This window comes from Bacillus sp. FSL W8-1127 (assembly GCF_038006725.1).
In the GTDB taxonomy this organism is placed as follows: domain Bacteria; phylum Bacillota; class Bacilli; order Bacillales; family DSM-4216; genus Bacillus_O; species Bacillus_O smithii.
The window spans coordinates 16430-40146 of the sequence record NZ_JBBOVU010000002.1 but is presented as its reverse complement, the minus strand read 5'-3'; the positions used below and the strand labels follow the sequence as shown (position 1 = coordinate 40146).

Here is a 23717-nt window from a genome sequence, read left to right as displayed (position 1 = left end):
AAATGAATTTTGTAAATTTGACACCTCATACATTGACTATCGTTGATGATTCCGGGCGCGCTATTCTTTCCGTTGCTCCTAGCGGAAATGTTGCTAGGGTAGCAACACAACAAACGGTTGTTGGAAACGTTGCAGGAATTGATGTTGTTCGCACTGTTTTTGGTGATGTTGACGGATTGCCGGCACCGCAACCGGACACTGTGTATATTGTCTCGACGCTTGTTTTGCAAGCGCTGAAAGCGAATGGTGTTGATCGTGACGATGTTGTTGCACCAGATACGTCACCGACATCCGTTATTCGCAATGCTGATGGGCAAATCGTCGGCGTAAAAAGATTTCAAGTATTATAGGCATATGGCTTCGTGCCATGCCTCCAATATATTTAATTATGAAGTGTATTGGAGATGTGGCATGAAGACGCTGAGTAGATCCTGGAGGGCGTACCAGGGTTCGAGTCCCTGGCAGGAAGAAAGGCTATTCGCTTCATGCGTGGGGCCAGTCACAGGGTTGGTAGGTTCGACTCCTGCCATCGCTAGAACAGTAGTTAGGGACTGGTAGCAGTGAAAAATCCGTTCAGGGTAAGTGACGGTCAGGTGGGAGACGCTGCAATAAGATTTCAGAAGGTGAGAAAGATGTTATTACATAGAAGTATTTCTCTGGTAGAGTTGGCGAAGCTCTACCGAGATAAAAAAGTAGATCCGAGTTTCGAGTTTGAAAATGAAGATAGCACGTACAGAAAAGAATTAGGAGCTGTTACGTGCTGGTTTACGGAAGCGTATTCGCTTCCAAACCATCATGGTTATGACTTTGTTGTTGTTGCTGATATTTCCGAATCTGAAATTGTCGGATTCGGAAAAGGAACATATACGCGCAAAAAAGTATGTGGAGATGACTTTGATATTGCTATGATCGACGAGGTATATACGAAGGGATATACCTTGTCACAAGTGAAGGAAATCTACACAAATTACTTTGATTGGGATGTGATTTTCGGCACTATTGCCGAAAACATTTCCGACTGGACAGGAAAGACATATTCCGAAGTGTTAGATTTCTTACGTGAAAACGTCGATGTCATGTACAACGAAAATTTCGTCTGCTGCTATTACAATTTTAGCAGTAAAGAAAATGAGGATTTCTTCGCAGCAAGAGAGCTTGTCGCGAACCATTTCGATCAACTTCAAAAAATCAAACCCGGTTGGTTTGTTCGACCGGTATAGGGGAGGAAATAAAAATGAAGATATACAGAGTGTGTACTCTTTCGAAAGTAGACGAAAAGATCGAAGCTAGTATTGGAAATCTTCCGGGATGGCGAAATTCATTCACAGGATTTTGGACATCTTGTTTTCATGAAGCAAAATCTTTATTGGATGCCCGCAACGAAGCAGCAGTTGCGGCAACCAATGGACTATCTTGGTCAGTTATCGTAGAGACCGATATAGAAAATGTGGTCATCGATGATGACCACGAAAAATATAAGGTCTCACACGATTCTAAATATGATTCTCATGAATTATTTGTTTTGAAAATTCGTGATGAATCAAAAATAAAATCTGTGAGGGGATAAAAATATGATTTTGAATGATTGTGTGGTATTTTACCACGCTTCTCCCGTTCCAAACTTAAAAAAGGTTGTTCCAACGAAAGATATTAAGAACAATCATAACGGGAGAGTTCCTGGTATGAAATATGCTTGTTTGGCTTCTTCACCAACGCAAGCATTTTATTGGGCAAATGCCTTAAGAAACAGAAACAGAAGCAAGCAGTGGTACATCTATCAAGTCCGACTCGAACACCAAACGATTGTTGAGGATTGTCAAGGTGGATACCACTTTGAAGGAAGTGGGAGGATTACAGAAGCCATCAATGTAAACGATCACGAAAAAATGGATGGCGAAGTAAATGTGTTTTCACCTGTACCAGTTACAGGTTTATATGCAACAGTAAAATTTTAGGAATAGGAGGAATTACAAGGGACTACGGAATAAATAAAAATCGAAAAATCGGGAGGAATAAAAATGAGAAGTATAGAAGAAATGCAAGAATCTTTAAATAAACGGAAGGAATATATTAAAAAATTGATGAAGGAAAAAGGATATGATTTTGTAGGATATGACGTATTGGATTCAAAATCGTATGGGGATTTACTTGAACAGCATGGTAAAGATTATGAATCTATAGCGTATCAGGGGGAAAGTTTCTATAGATACAAAAGCGAAAATGGATATGACCTTTATGTTTATGAACAGTATGCGGGAAGAGATGTAGACGCCTATTATAATCGTGTTGTTGTTTTAAAATCATTGCCAGAAGTTGATGTAACAAAAGTTTTTAATGATTATGATGAATGCTATGAGGTTGCCCTTAAAATGTATCCTTAATAAAAAATTAACCGTTGCCAAGACAGGTTGGCAACTTGTTTAAAGGTGTTGGCTTAAAGTCAGCACCTTGGCAAAATAGGGGCGAGGATACGAGGATATACCTTAACAAAGAAAATTGAAAGGGGATATAAGAATGTTTATTCCAGTAGGAACAATTTTAAGGAATAAAGAAGATGTAAAAAAGTATTGTCATGGCTCTGATATTTCAATCAGAGAGTGTTGGTTTAACGACAAAAAAGAATTTTTAGTTTCAGAATATTACTCGTCATATTCAGCTATACAAAGTCGTGAATATACAGTAAGATGCCAACCTACAGAAGAAGGATACAAGGTTATAAAAGTTATTAGATGAAACGGAACAGCTCCGTTAATTTATGCAAATTCTTTAGAGATACTACCAAAAGTATCTCTTTTTTTGTAATCTAGCGAATTAAATTAATATTCGATATGATTTTAAATAAGTATGTATTCTATCTTTTGGAGGGAATGTCAATGGGTGATATTAGACCATATTTTAAAGTAAAGACACATGTCACAGTTTGGCTTCATGGTCGTTGTAAATATTGCAATTTTCACAACGAAAAAAAGATATATGATTACGGAGTATTAACTTTAGAAAATCTCGAAAAGAAAATGGATGAGGTAAAGCATCCAATTGTAAATCTTGTTTGCAAAAAATGTGGATCAGAAAGTACACCGGAGGCCCTCATATATCGAGATGAATTGAGTGGGCAGATAATCAGTGATGTAACGATCAATTATGGCCACACAATTGAAGGCGTTCAATCGCAAGAAGTGGAAAACGCGCATCAAAATCGATATAAAATTTTCGAAAAAAACAAAGATGAATTTTGGGAAAAATACACGGATTATGCTATAGCGAATTGGCGTGATGTGGTGAATGAATTGCAGGATTTTGAGATTCGTGAAGCTTATCAAAAATTAGGAATTGGAGCAATAAATGCGCGCACTGTTTTGCAGTACCGGAGGGATGTGTTGAATCGATTCAAAACGATAGAAGAAAAACAGAGTTTTTGGAAAGCAGCAAATGAGTATTTTGTTTATACACATTTGTTAGACATCGGCCCACTCGGATGGATCGTTAATGAGGATGCGAAAGAATTCGGACCAAAACGTATGCGATTTATCGTCCTTCATTTCCCGTTGGGAGAAGCGTTGGAAGGAATGCGTACTGAATGGATCGGACAGCTTGTGAGAAAAGAAAAAGGCGACAATGCCTTTTTATTTCGGCGTATTGCTATGTTGACCGATGAGTTGAGTCGCACACGTCAAAAAATCACAAAATACGTCCATCAAATCGAGGAACTGAAAGCCGAACAAGCAAAATTGCAAAATCGATTGGCTTCTGCCTATGAAGATATACGGAAATTACGGGAAGAAAAACATGTTTTCACTCGCGATCCTGCTGATATTCAAAAAATTCATGAATTGAAATCCTTTGTTGGTGAATTAATCAATGAATTGAAGGAAAAGGACCGACTGATTCATGAATTGCAGCCGGCGCAAGAAGAAATTGTTGTACCTCAATTAGAAGAAACACAAGGTGATGTAGAACAAGAAACATTAGATGTTCTCTCTGAAAAAACCGTTGCTATCATCGGCGGCCGTCGCCAAGAACAAGCCAAAAGAGAATATTCTTGTACCATTTTAACACACACAGGAGAAACATTTGATCCAGATTTTTATCAAGCTTTGAAACAGGCCGATATCATTATCGTTCTTACTCAGTTTATCTCCCATTCTGCAATGTGGGAAGCTAAAGCATTTGCGATTGAAAATAATGTGCCAATCTTTTTCCTAAAAGGTGTGAACATTCCCAAATTATTAAATGAAATATCTGCGATGATATAATTATAAAAAGGAGGTATAATAATTATATAATTGTATAATATGGTTTCGGAGGAAAGTAATAATGAAGATGACCAAAGAAGAATTTTTAGAACAGCTTATGACGAGACGCGAAGCTGAAAGCTATGTTGGACTATCAAGCGTGGCTTTTCAACACCACTTGCGACAAGGAAATATTAAGCCAGCCAAAGAAAGTGGTCACGGTAAAGGTAAAGTCCAGCTTTTTTGGAAAGAAGATCTGGACGAATTGAAAAAACTATTGAAATAGCTAGAAATAGCTATTGACTATATAATTATATAATTGTATAATAAAGATACATCAAGGGGATCGCATAAAAAATAAAAAACAGGAGGATTGGAAGATGGCAAAAATATTTTATGAAGACATTTTGGTAGGGGAAGTTTTAACGAATCGCTCTTTAACGGTAGATGAAGCGCTTGAACTGGTCGGATTTGACGAAGAAGCATTTGTTGAAGAACATCATTTTGACGGTATTGACTACAACGACTTTATATTGGTTTATGAGTAAGCCCTTCTCTTTTGTGAAGGGCTTACTTTTTTAAGCATTTACCTCATCTATCTCGTTCTCCTAAGTTTAGATTGCGTCTATTTGTTTTTTGATGGTGGGCTGCTTTCGTCAATTCAAGGACTTCCTCTTCCGACATTTCTTGCACTTGTTCTGTTCTGGGATACTCGTTCGAAACCTCGATCCCCTCCAATTTTAAACGATCCAGATCCAGTAAATCTCGCAAGTCTAATTCTGCTATATAATGCTCTAAACTTAATTTTGCCCATTTTTCCTTGAATTCTTCCCATTTTTCTGGGAAGTATTTTTCAAATTCATAGGTTTGCAGCGCAGCTTCTTTTTCATCCTGTAAAGTTTCGCCCGTTTCTTCCTTGTATTTTTCGATAAAGGATTGTAATAAATCCTTGTTTTCATATAATTCCGATTCCAACCATTCGGATAAATCTTCGCCATCCAAAGGCTTAAACCATTTTTCTGTATATAAACCAACAATATTGTCGCCCTCAATCCAGCTATTGTGACCGGCGAATGTTTGAGTGAAAAATTCGGTCACATATCCAGTTTTCTCGTCGTAACGAGCATATAATTGGATTTCCCCGCCTTGATTCCCCCATTCCCCGGCATCTTTCACAACCTGTGCAATTTGTTCTTGTAATTCATCCCGATTCAATTTAATTTTCATAATATTTTTCCTCCTTAGATATTTAATGACGTTCTATAAGTTTATTATATACGACATTTAATGTCGTGTCAATTTATCTTTTTGTTTTTTCATAATATTTTATCTAATTTATTAATCGTTCACTTTTTGGTGTAAAAAAAAGAAAAGACCATTCTCAAACGAGAAGGGCCTTTTTCATCTTATAGGTCTCTGTCATTGGCTTTTACCAAAGGTTTATCAAAGTTTATTAAATTTTTCAGGTGTTTATTATATTCTTCTTCTGTGATCTCTTCATCCTCGAATCGCTCGTATGCTTCAAACACTTTTCCCATAAACTCGACTGCATCTAATTCAGCAATCGTTTTTTCACAGGTAGCAATATCCTCCCAATCGCTTCCCATACCAATTTTCTTACCTTCAAAGATCGTTACTTGCATTCCTTCAAATCGACTAGCAGTAGTAAACCTGGCGATGTCGTACCAGTATTGACGAAGGTTTTCAATTCCTTCCGACTTATTTTTAAGTGAATAGCAGCTTATTCCATCTTCCCAGGAAGATTTCTTTGTTTCATGGTCCCACTCGCCGGCTAAACCATTCTGACTACTTCTATGTTCCCTTCCTTTCCAATGCCCCACTAAATCAATTCTGATAAATTTCTCCATCATTTTACCCCACACTCTATCTTTTTAGTTAGTAAGACATTTCAAAAGAAAGGGTTTTTTTCTTTTTCTCACTTAACGAATTCTGTATTTGTTTTTCCTGTTTATCTGTTAGTAATCGATCTTTTTTTAGTTGGTCCATAATATCGGTATAAAATCCATCTCCGATGTCATGACGTTCAGGATTGATGAGATTTAGACCCATTTCCTGATCCGGTAATAAGACCGAATATCGGGTTTTATAGTATCCATCTGATTCCAGTTCTTGTTTGTTCAATTTAGCGAAAAGCTGATTAGCTTCTTTAAACGAGAATAAATGGTTGCTTGGGAGAAGTTCATGTTCGGACCAACGAATCAGCACCATAGGTTCTTTCAACTCGTTTTTAGGCAAAATAAAAAAGCGTTTTTTATATTTTTCGTTGAACGCTTGAATAAATTCCTTATTGTCTAATTCGGGATAGTTTATTTTTTCTCGAATTTTGGATAAAGAAACAGTCGAGGCCGTCATGGATAATGCCGATCGAGTCATATTAATTAAATAGACTGGATCGTCTTTCTTTTGCTGTACTTCGTTCTCCTTCCTTATCTCGGCGTTTTTCTCTTTGGTAAAGTGTTTTTCAATCGTATCGATGAACTCTTTGGATGTTTCTCGAACTTCTTTAAGTAATTTAGTCTTGTCTTTCAGCTCCTTTCCCTGTGTCCAGTGGCTTAAATAGGACAATGATTTTCTTTCTTTCGCACCTTCTGCATTGTCCAAACCAAAATAGGCAGAAACGACATAAGAGACCATTTCTGCCTGGAATTCTTTTTCACTTGTAGACGTTTCGTATAATTTTTCTTTCGTATGCAGCTTGGCATGAGCTAACTCATGAATTAACGTTGTGACATTTTGCAGCTCACTATTCCTTGGATTCAATGAAATGACGTTGTCGAGTGGATAAAACACTCCCTTTGCTGCTCCTAATTCATGCCGTGGAGGAACAATTTTGACACCCATTGAGTCAGCCACCTTATTTAAGGCATCCATAAATGCTTTATAATTTTTGACTTCCCCTTCCAACCACTTATTGGGAAAGACCTTTGGCAATTCGCTTTCCGGACAGGTTGTTTGGCTTACATCAAAAACATGGCCGATACCAAAAACGGTTCGGCCAGGATAACTTTTCAACTTCTTTTGTTCAATAAGCTCTTTTTCTTTTTCAGTGGCTTCTTCAAGATACTTCCATTGTCCATTTTCGTCTTGGAATTTCCCTTTCACTTTTTGAGGAACCAAAATTTTGATTCCTTTTTCGCCTTTTTTAACGGAGTATCCTTGTTCTTTCCAAAATTTATAAGAACCTACTGCTTGTGCGCCGCGAAATTGACTTTGAATTAAGGCAGCGTTGCTGTAAGAATAGTTATAAAACTTGCTCATGTATGTTAAATATTCGAGTAAGTCTTCCTGCGATTCGAAATACTTTTCAACCGATTGATCCATCTGATCAATTAAAGACTGAATTTCAGCCTTTTTTTCTTCATTTGTTTTTTTCTTGTAGACCAATATTTGCTCCCCCTTTCAAATAATTTAGCGCTCCATTTCATGAGATTTCATTCTTTTGGTTATTCCAGCTTTTATTCGATTCACCAATCCCTTACCCTTCTCATTTTTGTCTTGATTTTGACTCCGATCATATGCTTGCTTTTCAGCGTCAAGGGCCTTTTCAATTTTTAATAATTTTTCCATTTGCTGCTCTGTCAAATTTAGCTGTTTCAACTCTTGCAGCACTTCTTTTTTCAACCGATAAACTTCGTCAAACGTGTGAGTTTCTTCAAAACGTTTCATTGCCTGCACACGTTTTTCACGCTCTTTTTTTTCTTGTTCAGGATCTTTGATCTCCTGTTTTGTTTCCTTTGCTTCCTCCTCCTTTTCGTCCCAGTTCAACATAGAAAGGATTTCTTGCATGTAATTCAACTTATACATCTCTTCTTCTTTTTTCATTTGGTCTATTTCGTCGAGCACATGATCCCGATAATTCTCTTTAAACTGTTGTTCGGATTTCGATTGCAAATCTTTACGCATCAGTTGAATTTTTGATTGAGAATTCAATTCTTTTATGGAGTATCCATGGGCTTCAACAGAATCTTTCATGATTTCAAGTGCATCTTGGAAGTTATCGCACCATTGAATCCCATTTTCTCCATCAGATATGTTATATTGAGGCAAACGATCATCATTTTTATAAGAATGCCCCCAGACGAACGCAAAACGTTCGTCACTTTTTACGACACGATATACTTCACCATCAATCGGAAAGTCATCTATCATCACAACATCTTCAACTTTCACAGGTTCTAATTTTTTAGAATCACTCACTGCTTGCACGAATTATTCCTCCTCTTCTTCTAATTCATCTGTTGCCCCAAGCAATGCCGGATTTTCAAGTTCTCCTCTAAATTCATTTTCATCAAAATCAATAAGTTCTAATGTCTCTGTGTCCACTTTTAAAAGAACCGGTTCCCCCTGATCTAAAAGATTGGAAAACAGGTTAACTTGGGATTCTGTTGCCGGGACCCGTATCTCGTTTCCTTGCGACACAAGAACTAACTCATTGTTATCGATTCCTTCTAAAAAGCAAAATTTTCTCATGTTATCCTTTCTTCCCCCATTTTTACAACGTTTTTTTCTTTTTCAAAATTGGCCTTGGCTTGAAAATATTCAGCAGCCGTAACGGATTCTAATTCCTCATGTTCTACCGGGATTCTCATTTCCAAGTAATAATATCCATCCATTTCAGGATTGACTAATTTCAGGCTATTGAGTGGAAAATTCCAGGCGTAATGGCTTATTGAGAGTTTAAGAATATCTTTCTCCATGCCTATATCCTTTAGAAATTGAACCCAGGCTTTATGAGGATTACTGTTCTTTTTGAAAAATCGGACCCCATTCACAGGATGTTTTTTAAACTCATGCTCCCTATCTTCATAAAGATGAAAAAAACGAGTGTTAATGCCAACACCACTAAATTCAGCCGGTGCCGCAATAAACGACAAATGCTTTATGTCTTTTAAACCGAGTAATTTTTTGATTTTCTGCTCATGAATAGATAAAAACTGATCACCTTCAAAAAGGAATCTTGTGTCTTTTTCCAAATTAGATCCTTTTTTCACGCGGTAATAAAAAGTATCAGGCACTCAATGAACCCTCCTTCCTTTTCATTTTTAAGAAACATGGTATTTGTTTTTGAACATCACCTCCTTTCATGAAAATATCCATGAAAAAAATCCCCTATCTTTAGATAGGGGATTTTTCACCATATAAACCGAAGAACCGGAATTTTTCATCTTTCTAATTCCTGCAATGGTTTGTGAGAATGTGAGATTTTTTTGCTATTTCCTTGATCTTGCTCCATAATGTCAGAACTAAACTCCATTTTTAAGTTCAATTCTGTCTGTTTTTTAAGCAATTTTTGATACTCATCTTCATAAATAAATGGTTGCTTAAGTTCGTTTTCAGTGTCTCTGATTTGTTGTTCTGTTGACTGAATTTTTTGCTCGATTTTCTCGATTTCTTGAGGAAATGTTTCTACCAATTTGGTTAACCGTAGAATATTCCCCTTTTCATCTTTCAAAAATTTGCATTCATAACTTTTTTGGCCTTTTAAACCTATCCGTATTTCATCTAAAACGGTTCGGGTTACATATACTTCTAAACCTTTATACGTTCCAACAGGTACCATATTTCCCTCGTTAATGGCCTGTTTATTGATTAATTCACGTAAGGCAACGCCTGCCTCTTTTGCATCAAAATAATGATTACCGCCAATGGTCATTTTGAAGTTTTGGTCTCCGTGTTTCTTCACAGTTTCTATATCAGACAAAATAGCCTGTTTTTGTTTCGCATAATTTTTCAACCGTTCTGGATATACTTTTTCCAAATTTCTTTGCATGGCGGCTTTTTCATTCAACCAACGATTTCGAATGAGACGCAATCGATTGACTTCATTATCGATGGTCATCTTTTCAAGTAAAAATGGATTATCCGTGGCAATCGCCTTCACTTCGGCTGCCGTTAAAACCGTTTCATCTAAATCATCAGCAGAACGAGTAATACTCTTTCCAGTCATAATTTGAGAAATGTATCGATTTTTTTGCTCTTGAATCTGCCACAGATAGGCATCAAACGTACCTTTAGTAACATAACGATAAATTTGAACTTTTTTGTTCATATTCCCCTGCCGTAAAATACGGCCATCGCGTTGAGTTAAATCGGCTGGCCGCCATGGACAATCAATATGGTGTCCTGCGATCAATCGATCCTGAATATTGGTTCCCGTACCGACTTTACTCGTACTTCCTAATATCACTCGGACTTCACCGTTACGCACTTTTTCAAATAACTGATCTCGTTGAGCTTCTGTTTTTGCGTCGTGGATGAATGCAATTTCTTTTTCAGGTATGCCTTTTTCCATCAGTTGTCTCTTAATTTCGTCATAAACATTAAACTTGTCAGGTCTTGGTGTTCCACTATCGCAGAAAATGATTTGTGTGGACTTATTTTCTTTCGTTTCATTCCATATTTCATAGACTTTATTGGCACATTTGCTCAGTTTTGAATTTTCATCTGCAGGCGCATCTTCATCGATCAAACGAGGATCAATGGCCATAAGTTTCGCTTCGTGCGTGAGTTTTAACATATTATCCTCGGACGGATCAACCATGCCATTTCTAATCGCTTCGGAGCGCTCAACAAATTCATCCATTTTGCGTTTTTGATAATCGGAAATGGGGGACACAATGATTTGTGCTTTACCACCTTCCAATTCAGGTCTAGGTAAATTCAACATATCAGCCGTTTGAATATCTGCCACTAAACTAAAGGTGTTCATCAGTTCAGGTAAATTATGGAATTTTGAAAATCTCGATTTCATTCGATAACCCGAACCTTCAGGTGTCATTTCAAGAGAAGATGTAACTTCTCCAAAAGTTCCAGCCCATTTGTCGAAAAACTCTAGTCCCATACGTTTTAAGGTTTCTGGCTGTAAAAAGCGTTGCATAACATGAAGTTCAGACATACTGTTGGTGACAGGTGTTCCCGTTGCAAAAACGACTCCACGTCCTTGATTTTGCTCTTGAATATATTCACACTTCATTTTCATATCCGTTGCTCGTTGACTACTAGAAGTACCAATTCCAGCAACATTTCTTAATTTCGTAACAGTATATAAATTTTTATACAAGTGCGCTTCATCGACAAATAGAGCGTCCACACCTAGATCTTCAAAATTCAAAATATCATCTTTTTTATAATCGGCTTGTAATTTTTTTAAACGGTCCTCTAATTTTTTTTGAAAGATGACCAATTGTTTAACGCTCCAATCATTGCCATCCCGTTTTTTTGCTTCTTTGATTTCATAAGTTAGCGTTGCGATTTCCTTACGCAAAATGCTTTCTTGCCGTTCCTTGGATAGTCTTATTTTTTCAAATTGGCTATGGCCAATAATCACCGCATCATATTCGCCTGTCGCAATTTTAGAAACAAAACGCTGACGATTTTTCTTTTCAAAATCTTTTTTCGTGGTCACTAATATATTGGCATTTGGATAAAACCGCATGAATTCATTGGCCCATTGTTCAATGGTATGGTTCATCACGACATACATAGGCTTTTTAATAGCCCCAATTTGTTTTAATTTCATTCCAGCTGCTATCATGGCAGCTGTCTTACCGGCACCTACTTCATGAGCGATGAGGGCCGTTCCTGTGCTTAAAATCCTTGCCACCACATTTTTTTGGTGTGGTCTTAGTTCCATTTCAGTGTTCATATCCGGAAAGGTTAGGAAACTACCATCATACGTTCTAGGGCGAATCGTGTTAAAAGTATTGTTATAAATGTCAAGCAATTCTTTACTGCGTTCAGGATCCTTAAATAACCATTCTGAAAAGGCCCGTTGTATATCTTGTTGTTTGGAACGTGCAATCATGGTTTCTTTAGGATCAACTACGTATCTCACTTGTTCACGTCCGTTTTGATCAATATACGTTTCAGGATTACGGACCGTTGTGTCCTGCAAGTTTAAACAATCCTCAAACAGTTCATAAGCATTTTTTCTGCTTGTCCCATAAACGGAATTCACTTTTACCGAAGTTGGCTCGGCGTGTTTCCCTTCTACTTTCCATGTATTAGTGTATTCCGAATAATCCAGATAAATAGTAGGATATTTTCCAATGCGATTATATGGTTCTGTCCCAAACAATTCATACATAAATTCTTGATAATATTTTTTAGGAATCCATGATGATCCAATCCTAAAATGTATATCCCCCGGTCCTAAACGTGGTGGTTGAACATCTTCAAGAGCTTCTACATTACGTTGGAAAAGTTCAGGATGTTCTTTAGCTTTTTGTTTAGCATATTGCAACTTATCATATACGTTGCCTGTCAAGTATTCATCTTTAAATTCCCAACCCGTTGTTATATCACCAGTGTATTTTTCAGGATTCAAATAGATCAAATCACCGAGTTCATCGATGATTGTTTCAGGATCTTTGCCATATATTTTAGACATATATTGAAGATCCACTTTCATTTTATTGTTTAAAGACATTTCTAGCGCTTCTTTAGCGCTATCAGCTTTCGTTTTTATTTCTTGTGGACGAATGGTTGCCTTATAAAAAATGGGGGCTTTTTCATACGTCTTATCTTCGGTTAAATTCTCGATCGAGAGTAATAAAGGCAGCTGATCATCTTCCATAAAAGCTTTTTGATTTGCGCGATCATTAATGTAACCAAACTTAGATACAAAATCATCGTATCGTTGGTTTAACACCTTCTGAAGCTCTTTTAATGTTTCTGGATCATATGGCTTGGTTTGAATATTAATTACGTCTCGCAGCGCTTCTCTAATTCCACATAATCCTTTTATGCGTTCTGTTGTTTTTTGACTGAAATTTTGAGGAATTAATTGATTATTTTCAACGTAATAAAGTTCATCATTATGAACGATATAGGTAAAATTTTTGGCACCTTCGGGTGCTCTTAAATATGCCTTAGAAGGAACTGTCGTTTCCTCATATTCATTTTCATCGGTTTTGGCCTTAAAAGTACCTTCTATACGTTGAATGGCGTTGTCTAATAAGGGTAACAATTCTTGATCTTCTCTTAACACACAATCATATTGACTGGAACCATTAAAATAACCGGAAAACTCCATCTCACCTAACATCATTTCTTTGTTTTCAGCAAAATACCGATTGATTTCTATACCATTGGGCAGTTCCACGGTGTCAATCCAAAGAGGCCGTTCTTCTTCTAAATTACGTGGAGTTTCCCGTTTCTGTAAAAAGAGAATATCCGTTGTAACCTCTGTGCCGGCAATAGCTTTAAAAGCATTATTCGGTAGTCGAATGGCGCCAAGTAGATCGCTTCGTTCAGCAATATATTCTCGAACGTCTGTATTTTTTTTATCCATTGTTCCCTTTGACGTGATGAAAGCTACGATACCGCCCGGCTTCACAACATCTAAGGATTTTGCGATGAAATAATCATGAATTAAAAATTTATACTCATCATATCGTGCATCCGGAATTTTAATATTGTTAAACGGAATATTGCCTATCACCACATCAAAATAGTTATCTGGAAAGGAAGTTGTTTCAAAGCCTTGAACCTTTATATCAGCTTTAGGATAAAGTTTTTGAGCAATTCTCCCCGTAATGCTATCCAATTCTACACCGGTTAATTCCGATTCTTGCATGCTTTCAGGAAGAACAGAAAAGAAGTTCCCTGTTCCCATTGCCGGATCTAAAATTTTCCCATTTTCAAAGCCAAATTGATGTAAGGCACGATACATCCTTTCTATGATGGCAGGATCGGTGTAAAAGGCTGTAATGGTACTCTCCATAGCTTCTCGATATTCTTTTTCTGTAAGAAGCATTTTGAGTTCTTGTTGTTCATTTTCCCATTTCGGATTATCTGAAAAAACATTGGCTAACCCACCCCATCCTACATATCGGGCAAGGATTTTTTGTTCTTCTAAAGTGGCTTCTCTTTTTTCAGATTCAAGCTGTTTCAGCAATCGAATGGCAGCTACATTGTTTCTATATTTTGTTTTTTCTCCACCAGGATATAAATTATCTGACTCATCGTAACGATAATTTTGTACTTCAACTTCTTCTGTTGCGTTATCAGGACTAATTTTTTGTTCCTCAACTTCATCAGTAGAAGATTGATTGGTACTTTCAGCTTGTTCAGTTAGATTTTTGGCTGAGTTTTCTACTTGTTTTTGATGATAAGATTCCAGTTCCAACTTTTCTTGAGGGCTAAGATAGCGATCAAGAATAATCAATTCTCTTATACGTTTAGCAGCGTCTGACCATTTAACCGTTATTTCATCATCAGGCTTAACTAGGTCTCCTTTAGTAATAGTGATACCTTTACTATCATGTGCGACATTCAAAAGACCAGGGCCACCCCATCCCCCGGTGCCATATTCATTTTTTAAGAAAGTAACGGCTTCCTCATTAGTTGGATTGGTTGCATAGAAATCAACTATTCGATACTTTCCATTCTCAAATCCTGACCCCTGAACTAAAACATCATCAATTTCTTTTTGAGAAATAGAAAAAGCAGTGGTTTCTTCTTCCACTGCTAAATCAACACTATTTTGTTCATCTTCACCATCTTCACCGACAGAATCCCAATCATTGAATAAGTCTAGTTGTTCGTCAATTTGTTCTGTTTCGTTATTTTCTTCCGTTTCTGTTTCTAATTGGTTTGAGTTTGATACAATACTTCGTTCAAGACGATTTCCTCGGCTTGAAGATGAATTTGATTCAAATGACGAGTCTTCTCCAGAATATCCTCCGTCGTCGGCACCGGATTCTCTAGTAGTAATTGTTCCTGAAGATTGAGGATCTTTTCCTTGATCATGTCGTCCATTTTGTGCATTTTCTCGTGGAGTGTCCCGTTCATTTGAAGTTCCATGAACAGAATTGGATCCGTTTCTTGAAGATAGGTCAAAGCCATCCTCCCGTATTTCCCGATCGGACGATCGTCCTCCGGATTGTTGCTCGTTTGAATATTCGGAGCTAGATAGCCTTCTTTTGTTTTCTTGTAAGTAAATTCGACTGGCATTGAATTCATTCCTTTCTCTTTTAAAGGATTTTTTTAACTCTGCAACACTACGCATCACATTTTGAGTCGTTTGCTGCATTACATATCCAACAGCTAATAGGGTTTTTCCTTTCTTCAAGTCTTCTAAAAAAGAAAAATCCATATCTTCTAAGGAAGGTTGTAATCCGGAGCGTTCTCTAACCATGAATTGAGCGCTTTGAATTACAAACTTTGTAAAAGCTCGTTCATCAATTTCACTTACATCAATTAGATTTTGGATGTCTCGTATGTAAGTCAAAGCTATATCTGCTGTTAAACGGTCCATTTTTCCTTCTAACGTATTTTCATCATAATTTCTTTCTTCGTCAATGTAACGGAAAATATAATCTTTTTCCTCTTCTAAAATCTCCCACTGAGGCCGTTGAAGGGCTGGACCTGACGTTTGAGTGACATCGAATAGCAACTCCGTTGTCTGTTTGCCAGAAACATACTTAAAAACCATGATCCCTTTTGCACCTTTATTCACAGTGCGACCTACTTTTTTCCAAATGGAAGGTGAAGCAATCATTATCGCTTTGGGATTTTGTGCATACGCTAAAACTGCTGCATTAAACGGATACTTATGAATGCGAGCATGATAGCGTAAATAAGAAATCCAATTTTCCGGTGATGAAATGATTTCTGACAATGTCTTTTTGTAAATGTCCAAAAGATGTACTGCATCCAATTTATCTTTCACTCCTATTTTACCATTAAATTACTTATTTTCCAATATCTCCGCGCTGATGGAGAGAATTTTTACTTTATAAATTCTATCCATTGTTTTTCTGGATTATATCGAACTTCCTTTTCATATGGATTACCGGATTTGCTTTTTAACTTCACTTTTATGATTTTACCTTCCAAAAGTTTTTTGGCTTCTGTTTTGGAAATTTTCTTTTTTCCAAAACGTTCAAGGCCATTTTTCCAAACCGTAATTTTGCATCCTTCTCTAAAACCACTACAACTATAGGCTTTGCTATTTTCATACACTGGCTTTCCGCACTGAGGACATTGGCAGATTGCTTCTTTTTGTTCACTAGCAGCAGATTGAATGGGCTTCATGTTAGCACGTATTTCATTGGCAATCGTTTCGATTAGCACTTTTAATTGATCGTAATATTCTTGTTTTGTTAAAGTTTGATTTTCAATCATAGACAGTTTTGTTTCAAAATCGGCTGTCAGTAATGCTGAATACAGCGAAAAATCATCAGGCATCATATGAATCAATTCACGGCCAAGTGGAGTAGACACTAAATGTTTTCCTTTTTCTTCAATGAACTTGCGAGTTTTTAAAAGTTCTATAATCTCTGAACGAGTAGCCGGAGTACCAATTCCTTCAACCTTTTTTAGTACAGCTTTATCCTCTTTTCTTTCTACGAGTTTAGCTGCGTTTTTCATATCTTCAAGCAAGGATTTTTCAGTGTATCGCTTTGGTGGTTGTGTTTCTTTTTCACGAATTTCATAGTCTCCAATGTCTTCTAATTGAAGAGATTCCAATCTGGCTGTTCCGGGTTTTTTCCCTTCCAAAACCAAAAATCCTGGTTCAATCAAAACCTTTTCCCCGGTTTGAAAAGTTTCTTCTCCATCTTGGAAAGTAGCAGTATATTTTGTGTATACAGCTTCTGGATAGAAGCTCTGTGCAAAACGGAGCATGATTTCTCGATACAATGTTTTTTCATCCTCAGATAAATCGACACCTGCAGCATTTTTCGTTGTAGGAATAATGGCTTCATGATCCGTTACTTTGGTAGGATCTATGAAAGAAGGTTCCATTTTCCATTCATTGGCCACAACTTCTCGAAGAAATTCATGATCTTTATGGGCGGCTAAAATAGCCGGCAAATCTTCATCACTGGCCAAGTGTTCAGCTTCGGTCCGAGGATAGGTTACAAGTTTATGTTTTTCATATAACGCTTGTAAGACAACTAATGTTTTTTTGGCGGTAAAGCCATACTTTCCATTCATGTGCATTTGTAAAGTGGTTAAACTAAACAAATTCTTAGGTTTTTCCTTCACCGTTTGAGTTTCTAAGTTATAACGAGTCCGATTCGCTACAGACAGTCCTTTCAAGCGTTCCATTGCTTGGTCTTTTGTTAATTTTTCATCTTTCTCCAATTTCATTTCAAAGACTTTTTTCTTTCCTTCTTCGTCTTTAAGACCAGTTGGAGCGACTATATTGTAATGTTTCACACTCTTAAAATTTTCGATAACTTCATCTCGTTTGACGATCAGCGCCAAAGTGGGAGTTTGTACTCGCCCAAAGGAAATGACGTGCTTGCTGCCACTTAGTTTTGTGGCCAGTTGAGTGGCGTTCAATCCAATTAGCAAGTCGCTTTCTTCTCGTAATTGTCCTGCTAACGTCATTCCAGCATAATCTTCATTATCTTTCATAGCAGCATATGCTTTTTTAATGCCGGATTCCGTTTGATCTCGCACCCAAAGCCGTTTCACTTTTTTCCCTTTTACATTGGACAATTTGTAAATTTTCATAAAAATGTGTTGACCTTCACGTCCGGCATCTGTTGCATTTACAATAATGTCGGCTTTTTTCATCCAATCCACAATAATCTTAAATTGTTTCTTGATTCCATCATCCTCTTTGATTTTTAAAGGAATATCTTGAATAAAAAAAGGAAGGTGACTGATGTCTCCTCCCCATCCCCAATTTGGATTGATTTCTTCTGGCTTTTTAGCTTCGACTAAGTGGCCAAACGCATGAGTATAAATACGTCCATCCATTCCTTCATAATATCCATTTTTACGTTTGATCGATTTACTCAATGCTTTTCCGATGGTTTCTGCTTGACTCGGCTTTTCACACACAAATACTTCTAACAATTTATCTTTCCACCTTTCTGTTTTTAAATTCCTTCATCACAATGCGGGAAGAGTTGCAAAATCCGGCATTTTTATGACCGAGAAGGAAGGGAAATATGAAAGGTCCGGTTGTTCTTGAAAAACTAAATAAATATGCTTAATGGCTCCTTTTTGAGACAAAGTACGGAACTGTTCATAATCCGACATTTTTTTAAAAAGAGAATCTGCATGATCAATAATAAGATAATCAACGGAATTGTTGAGGTTTTTAAGAAAAGCTCCCATATCAAAATCCTGTTGTGGAATCACACGATAAGAACGATTGTCGTTAAAAGGTTGAGTATAAATAGAAGGAACATAAGAAGCATAAGCATCACATTCGTCTATAATAACAACTTGATTTTGTTCCCTGTCCACTCTCTTTAGTAAAGATTTAATAAAATGAGTTTTTCCAGTTCCTTGTCCCCCGATAAGCATCAAATAACGTGGATTTTTTCTTGTTTTTTCCATGAATCACAGCTCCTTTAATATGATTTCATACTATCAGTTTACTCTTTTTTTAGGCTTTCGCCGTACCAAAAAAGTATCAAAAAAATTGCACGAAAATCTCACGAAAGTTGCATTTTCATCTTCCCATAGAATTTTCTCTGATTTTTTCACAAAAAGCAGAAAAGGGCATATAGCGATTTGGATAGGGAGTTGGTTCTTCCCACTCTCGATCTATATTTTTCTTCAAAAGATAGTATCTTTCGTCTTCTTTTAGCCAATCCATTCCTTTCTTGGCTTTTCCCCATTCTTTAGCAATTTGTTTTTCCTTTTTCATGGTGAAAATGGTACAAAAAAAAGAATCCTGTGTTTCTACGTCTGTTAATTTTACAGCGTACACATGGATTCTTTTATTGGCAGCCAGTTTACCCATAGGCTGTATTTTGTTTATCCTCAACAATGAATGTTCCTCATGTTCATACATACATTTTCCCGAATCGGTTGAAAGAAATTTTAGTTTTTCTGCTATGATAGCTTGTTCAAATATCTCCATTGCCTTTTGATGATGGGGAGACTCTTTATTCATAGTTTTGACATAGATAGGTATGGTCATGATATGTTTGTATCGTTTTAACACGGCTATTTTAGTTTCAAGATCAATAGTCGTTAATGGCTTAGAAATTTCATCATCATCAAAGAACTCAATTCTTTCAGTTTTGATAACACCATAGATTGGAACACGTCCTTTTGACCGTTTGAAATAAGTGACACCTTCCGGTATTCTAACTTCATCCTCCCTCAAAATATAATCAGGGCGTTGTGTTTTACCTTGATGAGAAACAATTTGCAAAATTGGTAAAGCGACTGTTGAGTTGTTCCCTGCATTAATCACAAGACCAAATCGGTTTTTACCTAGATTATTGTTTCCTTTTTGCATTACTTTTGGAGTATACGGATAAAAAACTCGTACAATATCTCCTGAATGATACTCAATCACATTGGAACTCCTTTCTTTTTAATTAACGATCCAAGAAAATAACATCGTCCGGATTAAAGTCATCATCTTCTTCCATATCTAATCTTTGAAGGATATAGCGATCTAAATCCCAACCTGTAAATTTCTTTTGTGGAGCAAGTTCTCTCATGGCATCTTCTAAATACACTTGCTCATAATCAGGAAGAGCCATTTCTTTAATAATTTGTTCTTTTGTCTTTCCTTCCCAAGAATAAGCACATAGAAACTCAGCTGATTTAGTATAAGACGATCGATTATTCTCCATGATTGAACCCTCACCCTCGTTTCAATTCGTTTTTCATATTATACACCATCTAGCGTTCCAACTCCTCTTGCAATTCTTCATAAGCTCGTTGGTTTTTCCAGCTTTCATATTCGGAATTCATAATGTAATTGAGTCTTCTAAAACTCTTTCGAAGCATAAGATTTTCCCGAAATTTTTTTCGCTGGATCTTTAACCTTGAACGATGAATAGCATTTTGTTTTTTAGCATATTGTTTTTGCCATGTATCGTAATTTCTCATTTCAGCTAAAATAGCATTTCCCAACCTGGTGTATAATTCTTTTATTTTATTGTCGTAATAATCAAGGTATCGATTTTTTTCTTTATCTCCTTCACCGTACGCTTCTCTTTTTAATTCAGTTTCAATCATGAGTCTTTTTTTCAGTTCTTCAAACTCTTTTTTATGGTATTTTTGAAGGTAAATAGTAGATAATTGATCGATTTTAGGCCGTATATCTTTTAAACTGTTGTAATTATATTTCCATTGCCTTTTGTCTTTAGGCAGCTCTCTCATGATTTCAAGGAACAGTTTTTTTGTTTTTTTATCTTCCAGCAAAGAGACTTTTTCTTTTTTATGTTTGACGATGTTTTTTCGAATCAATTCATCTATTTTTTTTAATTCTTCCCCCCGATCCATAATCTTATTGATCACTGTTGCTTTCATCGCTTCGATGGATTTTTTCTTACGGCCTCCGCGATGAAGACCTTTATATTTTCCTTTTTGAATGATTCTTTCTTTACTCGGAAAAGGTTCGCACATGGCAATATGAACATGAATGTTATCGGTATTGTAATGGATTGCTGCACTCCAAATAGCCGTATGAGATAAATTTTCTTTTTCCATCATCACCTCCATGGCCGAACGAGTGACCTCTTTTATTTTTTTTTCATCCAAAATTTTTGTTTTGCTATCGTAAATTCCATGTTTTTCGAGCCATGCATTGTTAAAACTTATAACATCTTGCCACATGACTGATCCATTTTTTTGAGCTTGCAGAAAAGCCTTTTTTAATTTTTTCTTTCCATCTGGCGAAAGATGATCTTCATCTTTTGTAAAGAGAGCCGTCGTTTTTTCTTCATTGGCCATGTAGTCTTGATAAGAAGAAAAATCGTTTTCTTTTTTATTTACGGCTTCTTTCCTTTCAATGTATTTTATATAGTCGTCATATGCTTTTCGATGATTTTGTTTGTATTTATTTGAGGAAAACACAAACTTTGATTTAATGACTACACCCGGTGGAGTGGACAATATCATCACTCCTTTTATGATTATTCATGAAGCTGCCTTTTTTGTTCCCGTTCTAATTTTTTTAGCCGTGCTTCTGCAATTTGTTTTTTGACTACTTGTTCAGCTTCTATAATTGCACGTGATTTAAATTTCTCTGTTGTAATCAGTTCTTGGTGTTTTTTTGCGACAAAAAAATGGTTCATAAATTCTAAAATCATTCTGGAGTTTCGATCAGCTAAATTGGTACCGGCCCTTATTCGATTCAAGTCTTCTTGAACAACTTCTTTTACTGCCAGTTTGATTTTTTCTAACAGTTCATTGTTTTGTTTGGCATGTTCTTTTACAATTTGGGATAAAGCTCGACTTGGTTTAAGATTTTTTTCTTTTCCATACTGTTCAATGTATGAAATAACAGATTCATCAAGATAATAATTTTTTTGCTTATACATTTTTGATATCCCCTTTTTATTCCAATTCTTCGGTCATTAATTCCTCAATAAGCTCTATCATTTTGTTCATTACTATTGTATTTTTTTGAATGACCTCTAACGTTTTGTGTTGCAATTCTTCATATTTTTGCTGCTGTTCTTTGATTTCTTTTACAACAGATAAATTGGAAATGTAGCGTCTTAAATATTCGTTGCGAGAAAGATTTTTGGCTTTCGCTAGTTCATCAATGTGACGAACAACGGCAGGATCAAGTTTTCGAATTTTAATATCCACAAACGCTCTTCCTTTTTGAATTTTTGTTTGTTTTTCAAACGGTAGAGGATGGTGTTTTGTTCTTTTTCTCTAATTGTGTATTTATTCCAAATTCGGTGTTTTAGAAAAATGCAAGAGCATAAGGAGTTTTTGCCCCCACCGAAGGTGTGGGATCAGGCAGTGCCTGATAAAACGATGGGGTCAAAAAAAGTGAGCTTTCTATATAGTTTCTATATAGTTTCTATATGAACTCTACACATTTTCTATATAGTTTCTATATAGTTTCTATATGAACTCTACATATCATTCCACATGGTTTCTTACACTTTTTTTCAAAAATCGGATTCTATTTTGTGAAAACGGTAAACTTTTTTTCATCTTCTTTAACTACCAAATGTATATTTATTTTGTTCATCTTCTAGCTGTTTTTGAAGAATGGTGGCTTTTTCTCTTGCTTCGTTTAGTTGATTAAATAGCTCTTGTTTTTTCATTTCTATTTCCATAATAGTATTTCGTTTAGCTTGAATATCTGCATCACTTTTCTGCTTTTCAGATTCTGTTTGATACATTTGCTCTTCTTCTATTTTGTTAATATCTTTCAACAATTGATTTTTCAAATCATCTTGAAGAGAAATCTTTTTTTCAAGTTTATGAATCTCTTTTTCTTGTAATTGAATATCCATTTTAATTTCTTCTAATGCGTATTCATGCTTTGATTTTTTCTCTAAATGTGTTTTTTTCACTGTTCGATAATCACAATAAAGGACAGCTGTGTCGTCTAAGCCTTGTGTATCTTGCGTAGCTTCTTGATCATCTGATAGTGGATTGGATTCTGTTTTTTCCCCAATGATCAAACTAATTCTTTTGTACTTTTCAGGGATGTTTTGAATCCAAACCACATATGTTTGATCGTTGTGATACACAACTTTAACTGGTAATTCTGTTAAAGTGTCTTTCTCTCTTGCTTTAAAAGTTAAAGAAGAATTTAAATCACCTACTGTATCGTCTGCATCAATTTGCACTTCCATTAAATTCTTTTCCGGATCATATACCCACTTTCTCAATGTGATCGTCGTATTTGTTAAGCCCGTTACTGATTCATTAATTTTGGTTTGAACAATTGGATCAGCGTCAAACATAAAAGTTTTAGACAAAATAAAGAACATAAAAAGAGCCAAAAATCCAAACAAGATGGTAGAATAAATTTTATTTTTTCGCCCATTGGTTACTTTATATGCCACGCGATCACCTCCTATTTGATCTTTATTTTTTACTTAACTATGAACGATAGGGTCGAAATTTCCTCCATATTCAAGGGAAACAATTTTAAGGTTTTGTTGGTCTTTTGAGACTTTCACTCGGTATATACCGTTTTGTTCAACCGGATCTGCTCCTTCCACTTTATAAGAGCTTTTGACGATTACTAAAGCTGTGGTATCATCTTTTGGATTCATATAAACTTGCATGTCTTTTACTGTGTTTTGAAAATTAATTTTAGGCGTTGTTTGAGACATAGCTCCTTTTAAACTTTCTACTACTTCAGGAGTGGCTGCTTTGCTCAAATCATCATAACGAGTCAAATAATTTTTGTTGTTGTAGTTGAAAAAGCGAGTAAAGGTGTCAGTAATAAATGTTTCTGTCGCATTATTTTGAATCGGTTTGACTACATTTTCTTGCTGATTCAATGGTTGTTTTGTCTCTTTTGTCGGAACTGTTTTTTCTTGTTGTTTTGATTCAGTCGGAGTATTTCTGACGCTGGAAGATGGAATGTTGATAGCATCTAATTTTTGATCTTCTAATTTTTGTTTCAATGTTTTTATTTGTTTATTGGCTGTTGCCAAATCATTTGATACTGTATGAGTCGTATGGACTTGATAAAAAAAAAGCGCTGCAAAAAGCAACGCAATGGAGGATGTAAAATATAAAACTTTTTGCATAATGCTCCTTCCTTTCATT

Annotated in this window: 26 protein-coding genes; 9 read left to right on the top strand and 17 right to left on the bottom strand. The window is 36.0% G+C overall.

From position 1 onward, the window contains the following. Positions 1-2: 2 nt before the first annotated feature. From NST12_RS16560 to NST12_RS16520, 9 genes are all read left to right on the top strand, one after another. Positions 3-350, top strand: coding sequence for a hypothetical protein (locus tag NST12_RS16560; protein ID WP_341102441.1), 348 nt, complete (start codon positions 3-5; stop codon positions 348-350). A 282-nt stretch (positions 351-632) separates the two neighbouring features. Beyond that, on the top strand, positions 633-1220 hold the full coding sequence (locus NST12_RS16555; RefSeq protein ID WP_341102438.1) for a hypothetical protein: 588 nt from the start codon (positions 633-635) through the stop codon (positions 1218-1220). A 14-nt stretch (positions 1221-1234) separates the two neighbouring features. After that, positions 1235-1567, top strand: a complete 333-nt coding sequence (locus tag NST12_RS16550; RefSeq protein ID WP_341102435.1) for a hypothetical protein — start codon at positions 1235-1237, stop codon at positions 1565-1567. A gap of 4 nt (positions 1568-1571) precedes the next feature. Next, entirely contained in the window at positions 1572-1955 is a 384-nt protein-coding gene (locus NST12_RS16545; protein ID WP_341102433.1) for a hypothetical protein, read from the top strand. Between the two features lie 63 nt (positions 1956-2018). Beyond that, positions 2019-2381, top strand: coding sequence for a hypothetical protein (locus NST12_RS16540; protein WP_341102430.1), 363 nt, complete (start codon positions 2019-2021; stop codon positions 2379-2381). Positions 2382-2514: 133 nt separating this feature from the next. Further along, positions 2515-2733, top strand: coding sequence for a hypothetical protein (locus NST12_RS16535; RefSeq protein WP_341102427.1), 219 nt, complete (start codon positions 2515-2517; stop codon positions 2731-2733). A gap of 140 nt (positions 2734-2873) precedes the next feature. Continuing rightward, positions 2874-4253 carry a DUF2325 domain-containing protein gene (locus NST12_RS16530; RefSeq protein WP_341102423.1) on the top strand — a complete coding sequence of 460 codons (1380 nt, stop codon included), beginning with the start codon at positions 2874-2876 and terminating at the stop codon, positions 4251-4253. A gap of 61 nt (positions 4254-4314) precedes the next feature. Further along, positions 4315-4518 (top strand): hypothetical protein, encoded by a 204-nt coding sequence (locus tag NST12_RS16525; protein ID WP_341102420.1) that lies wholly within the window; start codon positions 4315-4317, stop codon positions 4516-4518. Between the two features lie 94 nt (positions 4519-4612). Continuing rightward, on the top strand, positions 4613-4780 hold the full coding sequence (locus NST12_RS16520; protein WP_341102417.1) for a hypothetical protein: 168 nt from the start codon (positions 4613-4615) through the stop codon (positions 4778-4780). Positions 4781-4823: 43 nt separating this feature from the next. On the opposite strand, the gene NST12_RS16515 is transcribed toward NST12_RS16520, so the two are convergent. The 17 genes from NST12_RS16515 to NST12_RS16435 all read right to left on the bottom strand — a co-directional run bounded on the left by NST12_RS16515 (position 4824) and on the right by NST12_RS16435 (position 23698). After that, positions 4824-5459 carry a hypothetical protein gene (locus NST12_RS16515; protein WP_341102414.1) on the bottom strand — a complete coding sequence of 212 codons (636 nt, stop codon included), beginning with the start codon at positions 5457-5459 and terminating at the stop codon, positions 4824-4826. 179 nt (positions 5460-5638) lie between these two features. After that, entirely contained in the window at positions 5639-6100 is a 462-nt protein-coding gene (locus tag NST12_RS16510) for a hypothetical protein (protein ID WP_341102411.1), read from the bottom strand. A gap of 28 nt (positions 6101-6128) precedes the next feature. Next, on the bottom strand, positions 6129-7637 hold the full coding sequence (locus tag NST12_RS16505) for an LPD25 domain-containing protein (RefSeq protein WP_341102408.1): 1509 nt from the start codon (positions 7635-7637) through the stop codon (positions 6129-6131). A 24-nt stretch (positions 7638-7661) separates the two neighbouring features. Beyond that, positions 7662-8459 carry a hypothetical protein gene (locus NST12_RS16500; protein WP_341102405.1) on the bottom strand — a complete coding sequence of 266 codons (798 nt, stop codon included), beginning with the start codon at positions 8457-8459 and terminating at the stop codon, positions 7662-7664. 3 nt (positions 8460-8462) lie between these two features. Next, positions 8463-8723 carry a hypothetical protein gene (locus tag NST12_RS16495; protein WP_341102402.1) on the bottom strand — a complete coding sequence of 87 codons (261 nt, stop codon included), beginning with the start codon at positions 8721-8723 and terminating at the stop codon, positions 8463-8465. Next, a complete protein-coding gene (locus NST12_RS16490) occupies positions 8720-9268 on the bottom strand; it encodes a hypothetical protein (RefSeq protein WP_341102397.1) in 549 nt (182 codons plus the stop codon). The genes NST12_RS16495 and NST12_RS16490 overlap by 4 nt, the downstream gene beginning before the upstream one ends. A gap of 146 nt (positions 9269-9414) precedes the next feature. Next, the gene (locus NST12_RS16485) at positions 9415-14721 is read right to left on the bottom strand and encodes an SNF2-related protein (RefSeq protein ID WP_341102395.1); all 5307 of its coding nucleotides are present in this window, start codon (positions 14719-14721) and stop codon (positions 9415-9417) included. 119 nt (positions 14722-14840) lie between these two features. Next, entirely contained in the window at positions 14841-15209 is a 369-nt protein-coding gene (locus NST12_RS16480; protein ID WP_341102392.1) for a TnpV protein, read from the bottom strand. A 777-nt stretch (positions 15210-15986) separates the two neighbouring features. After that, positions 15987-18068, bottom strand: a complete 2082-nt coding sequence (locus NST12_RS16475) for a type IA DNA topoisomerase (RefSeq protein WP_341102389.1) — start codon at positions 18066-18068, stop codon at positions 15987-15989. 36 nt (positions 18069-18104) lie between these two features. Further along, entirely contained in the window at positions 18105-18557 is a 453-nt protein-coding gene (locus tag NST12_RS16470) for an ATP-binding protein (protein WP_341102387.1), read from the bottom strand. Between the two features lie 115 nt (positions 18558-18672). Continuing rightward, positions 18673-19530: a hypothetical protein gene (locus tag NST12_RS16465; RefSeq protein WP_341102385.1), complete on the bottom strand. Its 858-nt coding sequence runs from the start codon at positions 19528-19530 to the stop codon at positions 18673-18675. A 22-nt stretch (positions 19531-19552) separates the two neighbouring features. Then, on the bottom strand, positions 19553-19813 hold the full coding sequence (locus tag NST12_RS16460) for a hypothetical protein (protein WP_328201326.1): 261 nt from the start codon (positions 19811-19813) through the stop codon (positions 19553-19555). 49 nt (positions 19814-19862) lie between these two features. Then, a complete protein-coding gene (gene mobP2 / locus NST12_RS16455; RefSeq protein ID WP_445662353.1) occupies positions 19863-21080 on the bottom strand; it encodes a MobP2 family relaxase in 1218 nt (405 codons plus the stop codon). A 20-nt stretch (positions 21081-21100) separates the two neighbouring features. Further along, complete coding sequence (locus NST12_RS16450) at positions 21101-21508, bottom strand: hypothetical protein (protein ID WP_341102379.1); 408 nt, start codon at positions 21506-21508, stop codon at positions 21101-21103. A gap of 16 nt (positions 21509-21524) precedes the next feature. After that, the gene (locus NST12_RS16445) at positions 21525-21782 is read right to left on the bottom strand and encodes a ribbon-helix-helix protein, CopG family (RefSeq protein ID WP_341102376.1); all 258 of its coding nucleotides are present in this window, start codon (positions 21780-21782) and stop codon (positions 21525-21527) included. Positions 21783-22144: 362 nt separating this feature from the next. Beyond that, positions 22145-23002, bottom strand: a complete 858-nt coding sequence (locus NST12_RS16440) for a hypothetical protein (protein ID WP_341102373.1) — start codon at positions 23000-23002, stop codon at positions 22145-22147. A gap of 33 nt (positions 23003-23035) precedes the next feature. After that, positions 23036-23698, bottom strand: coding sequence for a hypothetical protein (locus NST12_RS16435; RefSeq protein ID WP_341102370.1), 663 nt, complete (start codon positions 23696-23698; stop codon positions 23036-23038). Positions 23699-23717 lie beyond the last annotated feature (19 nt).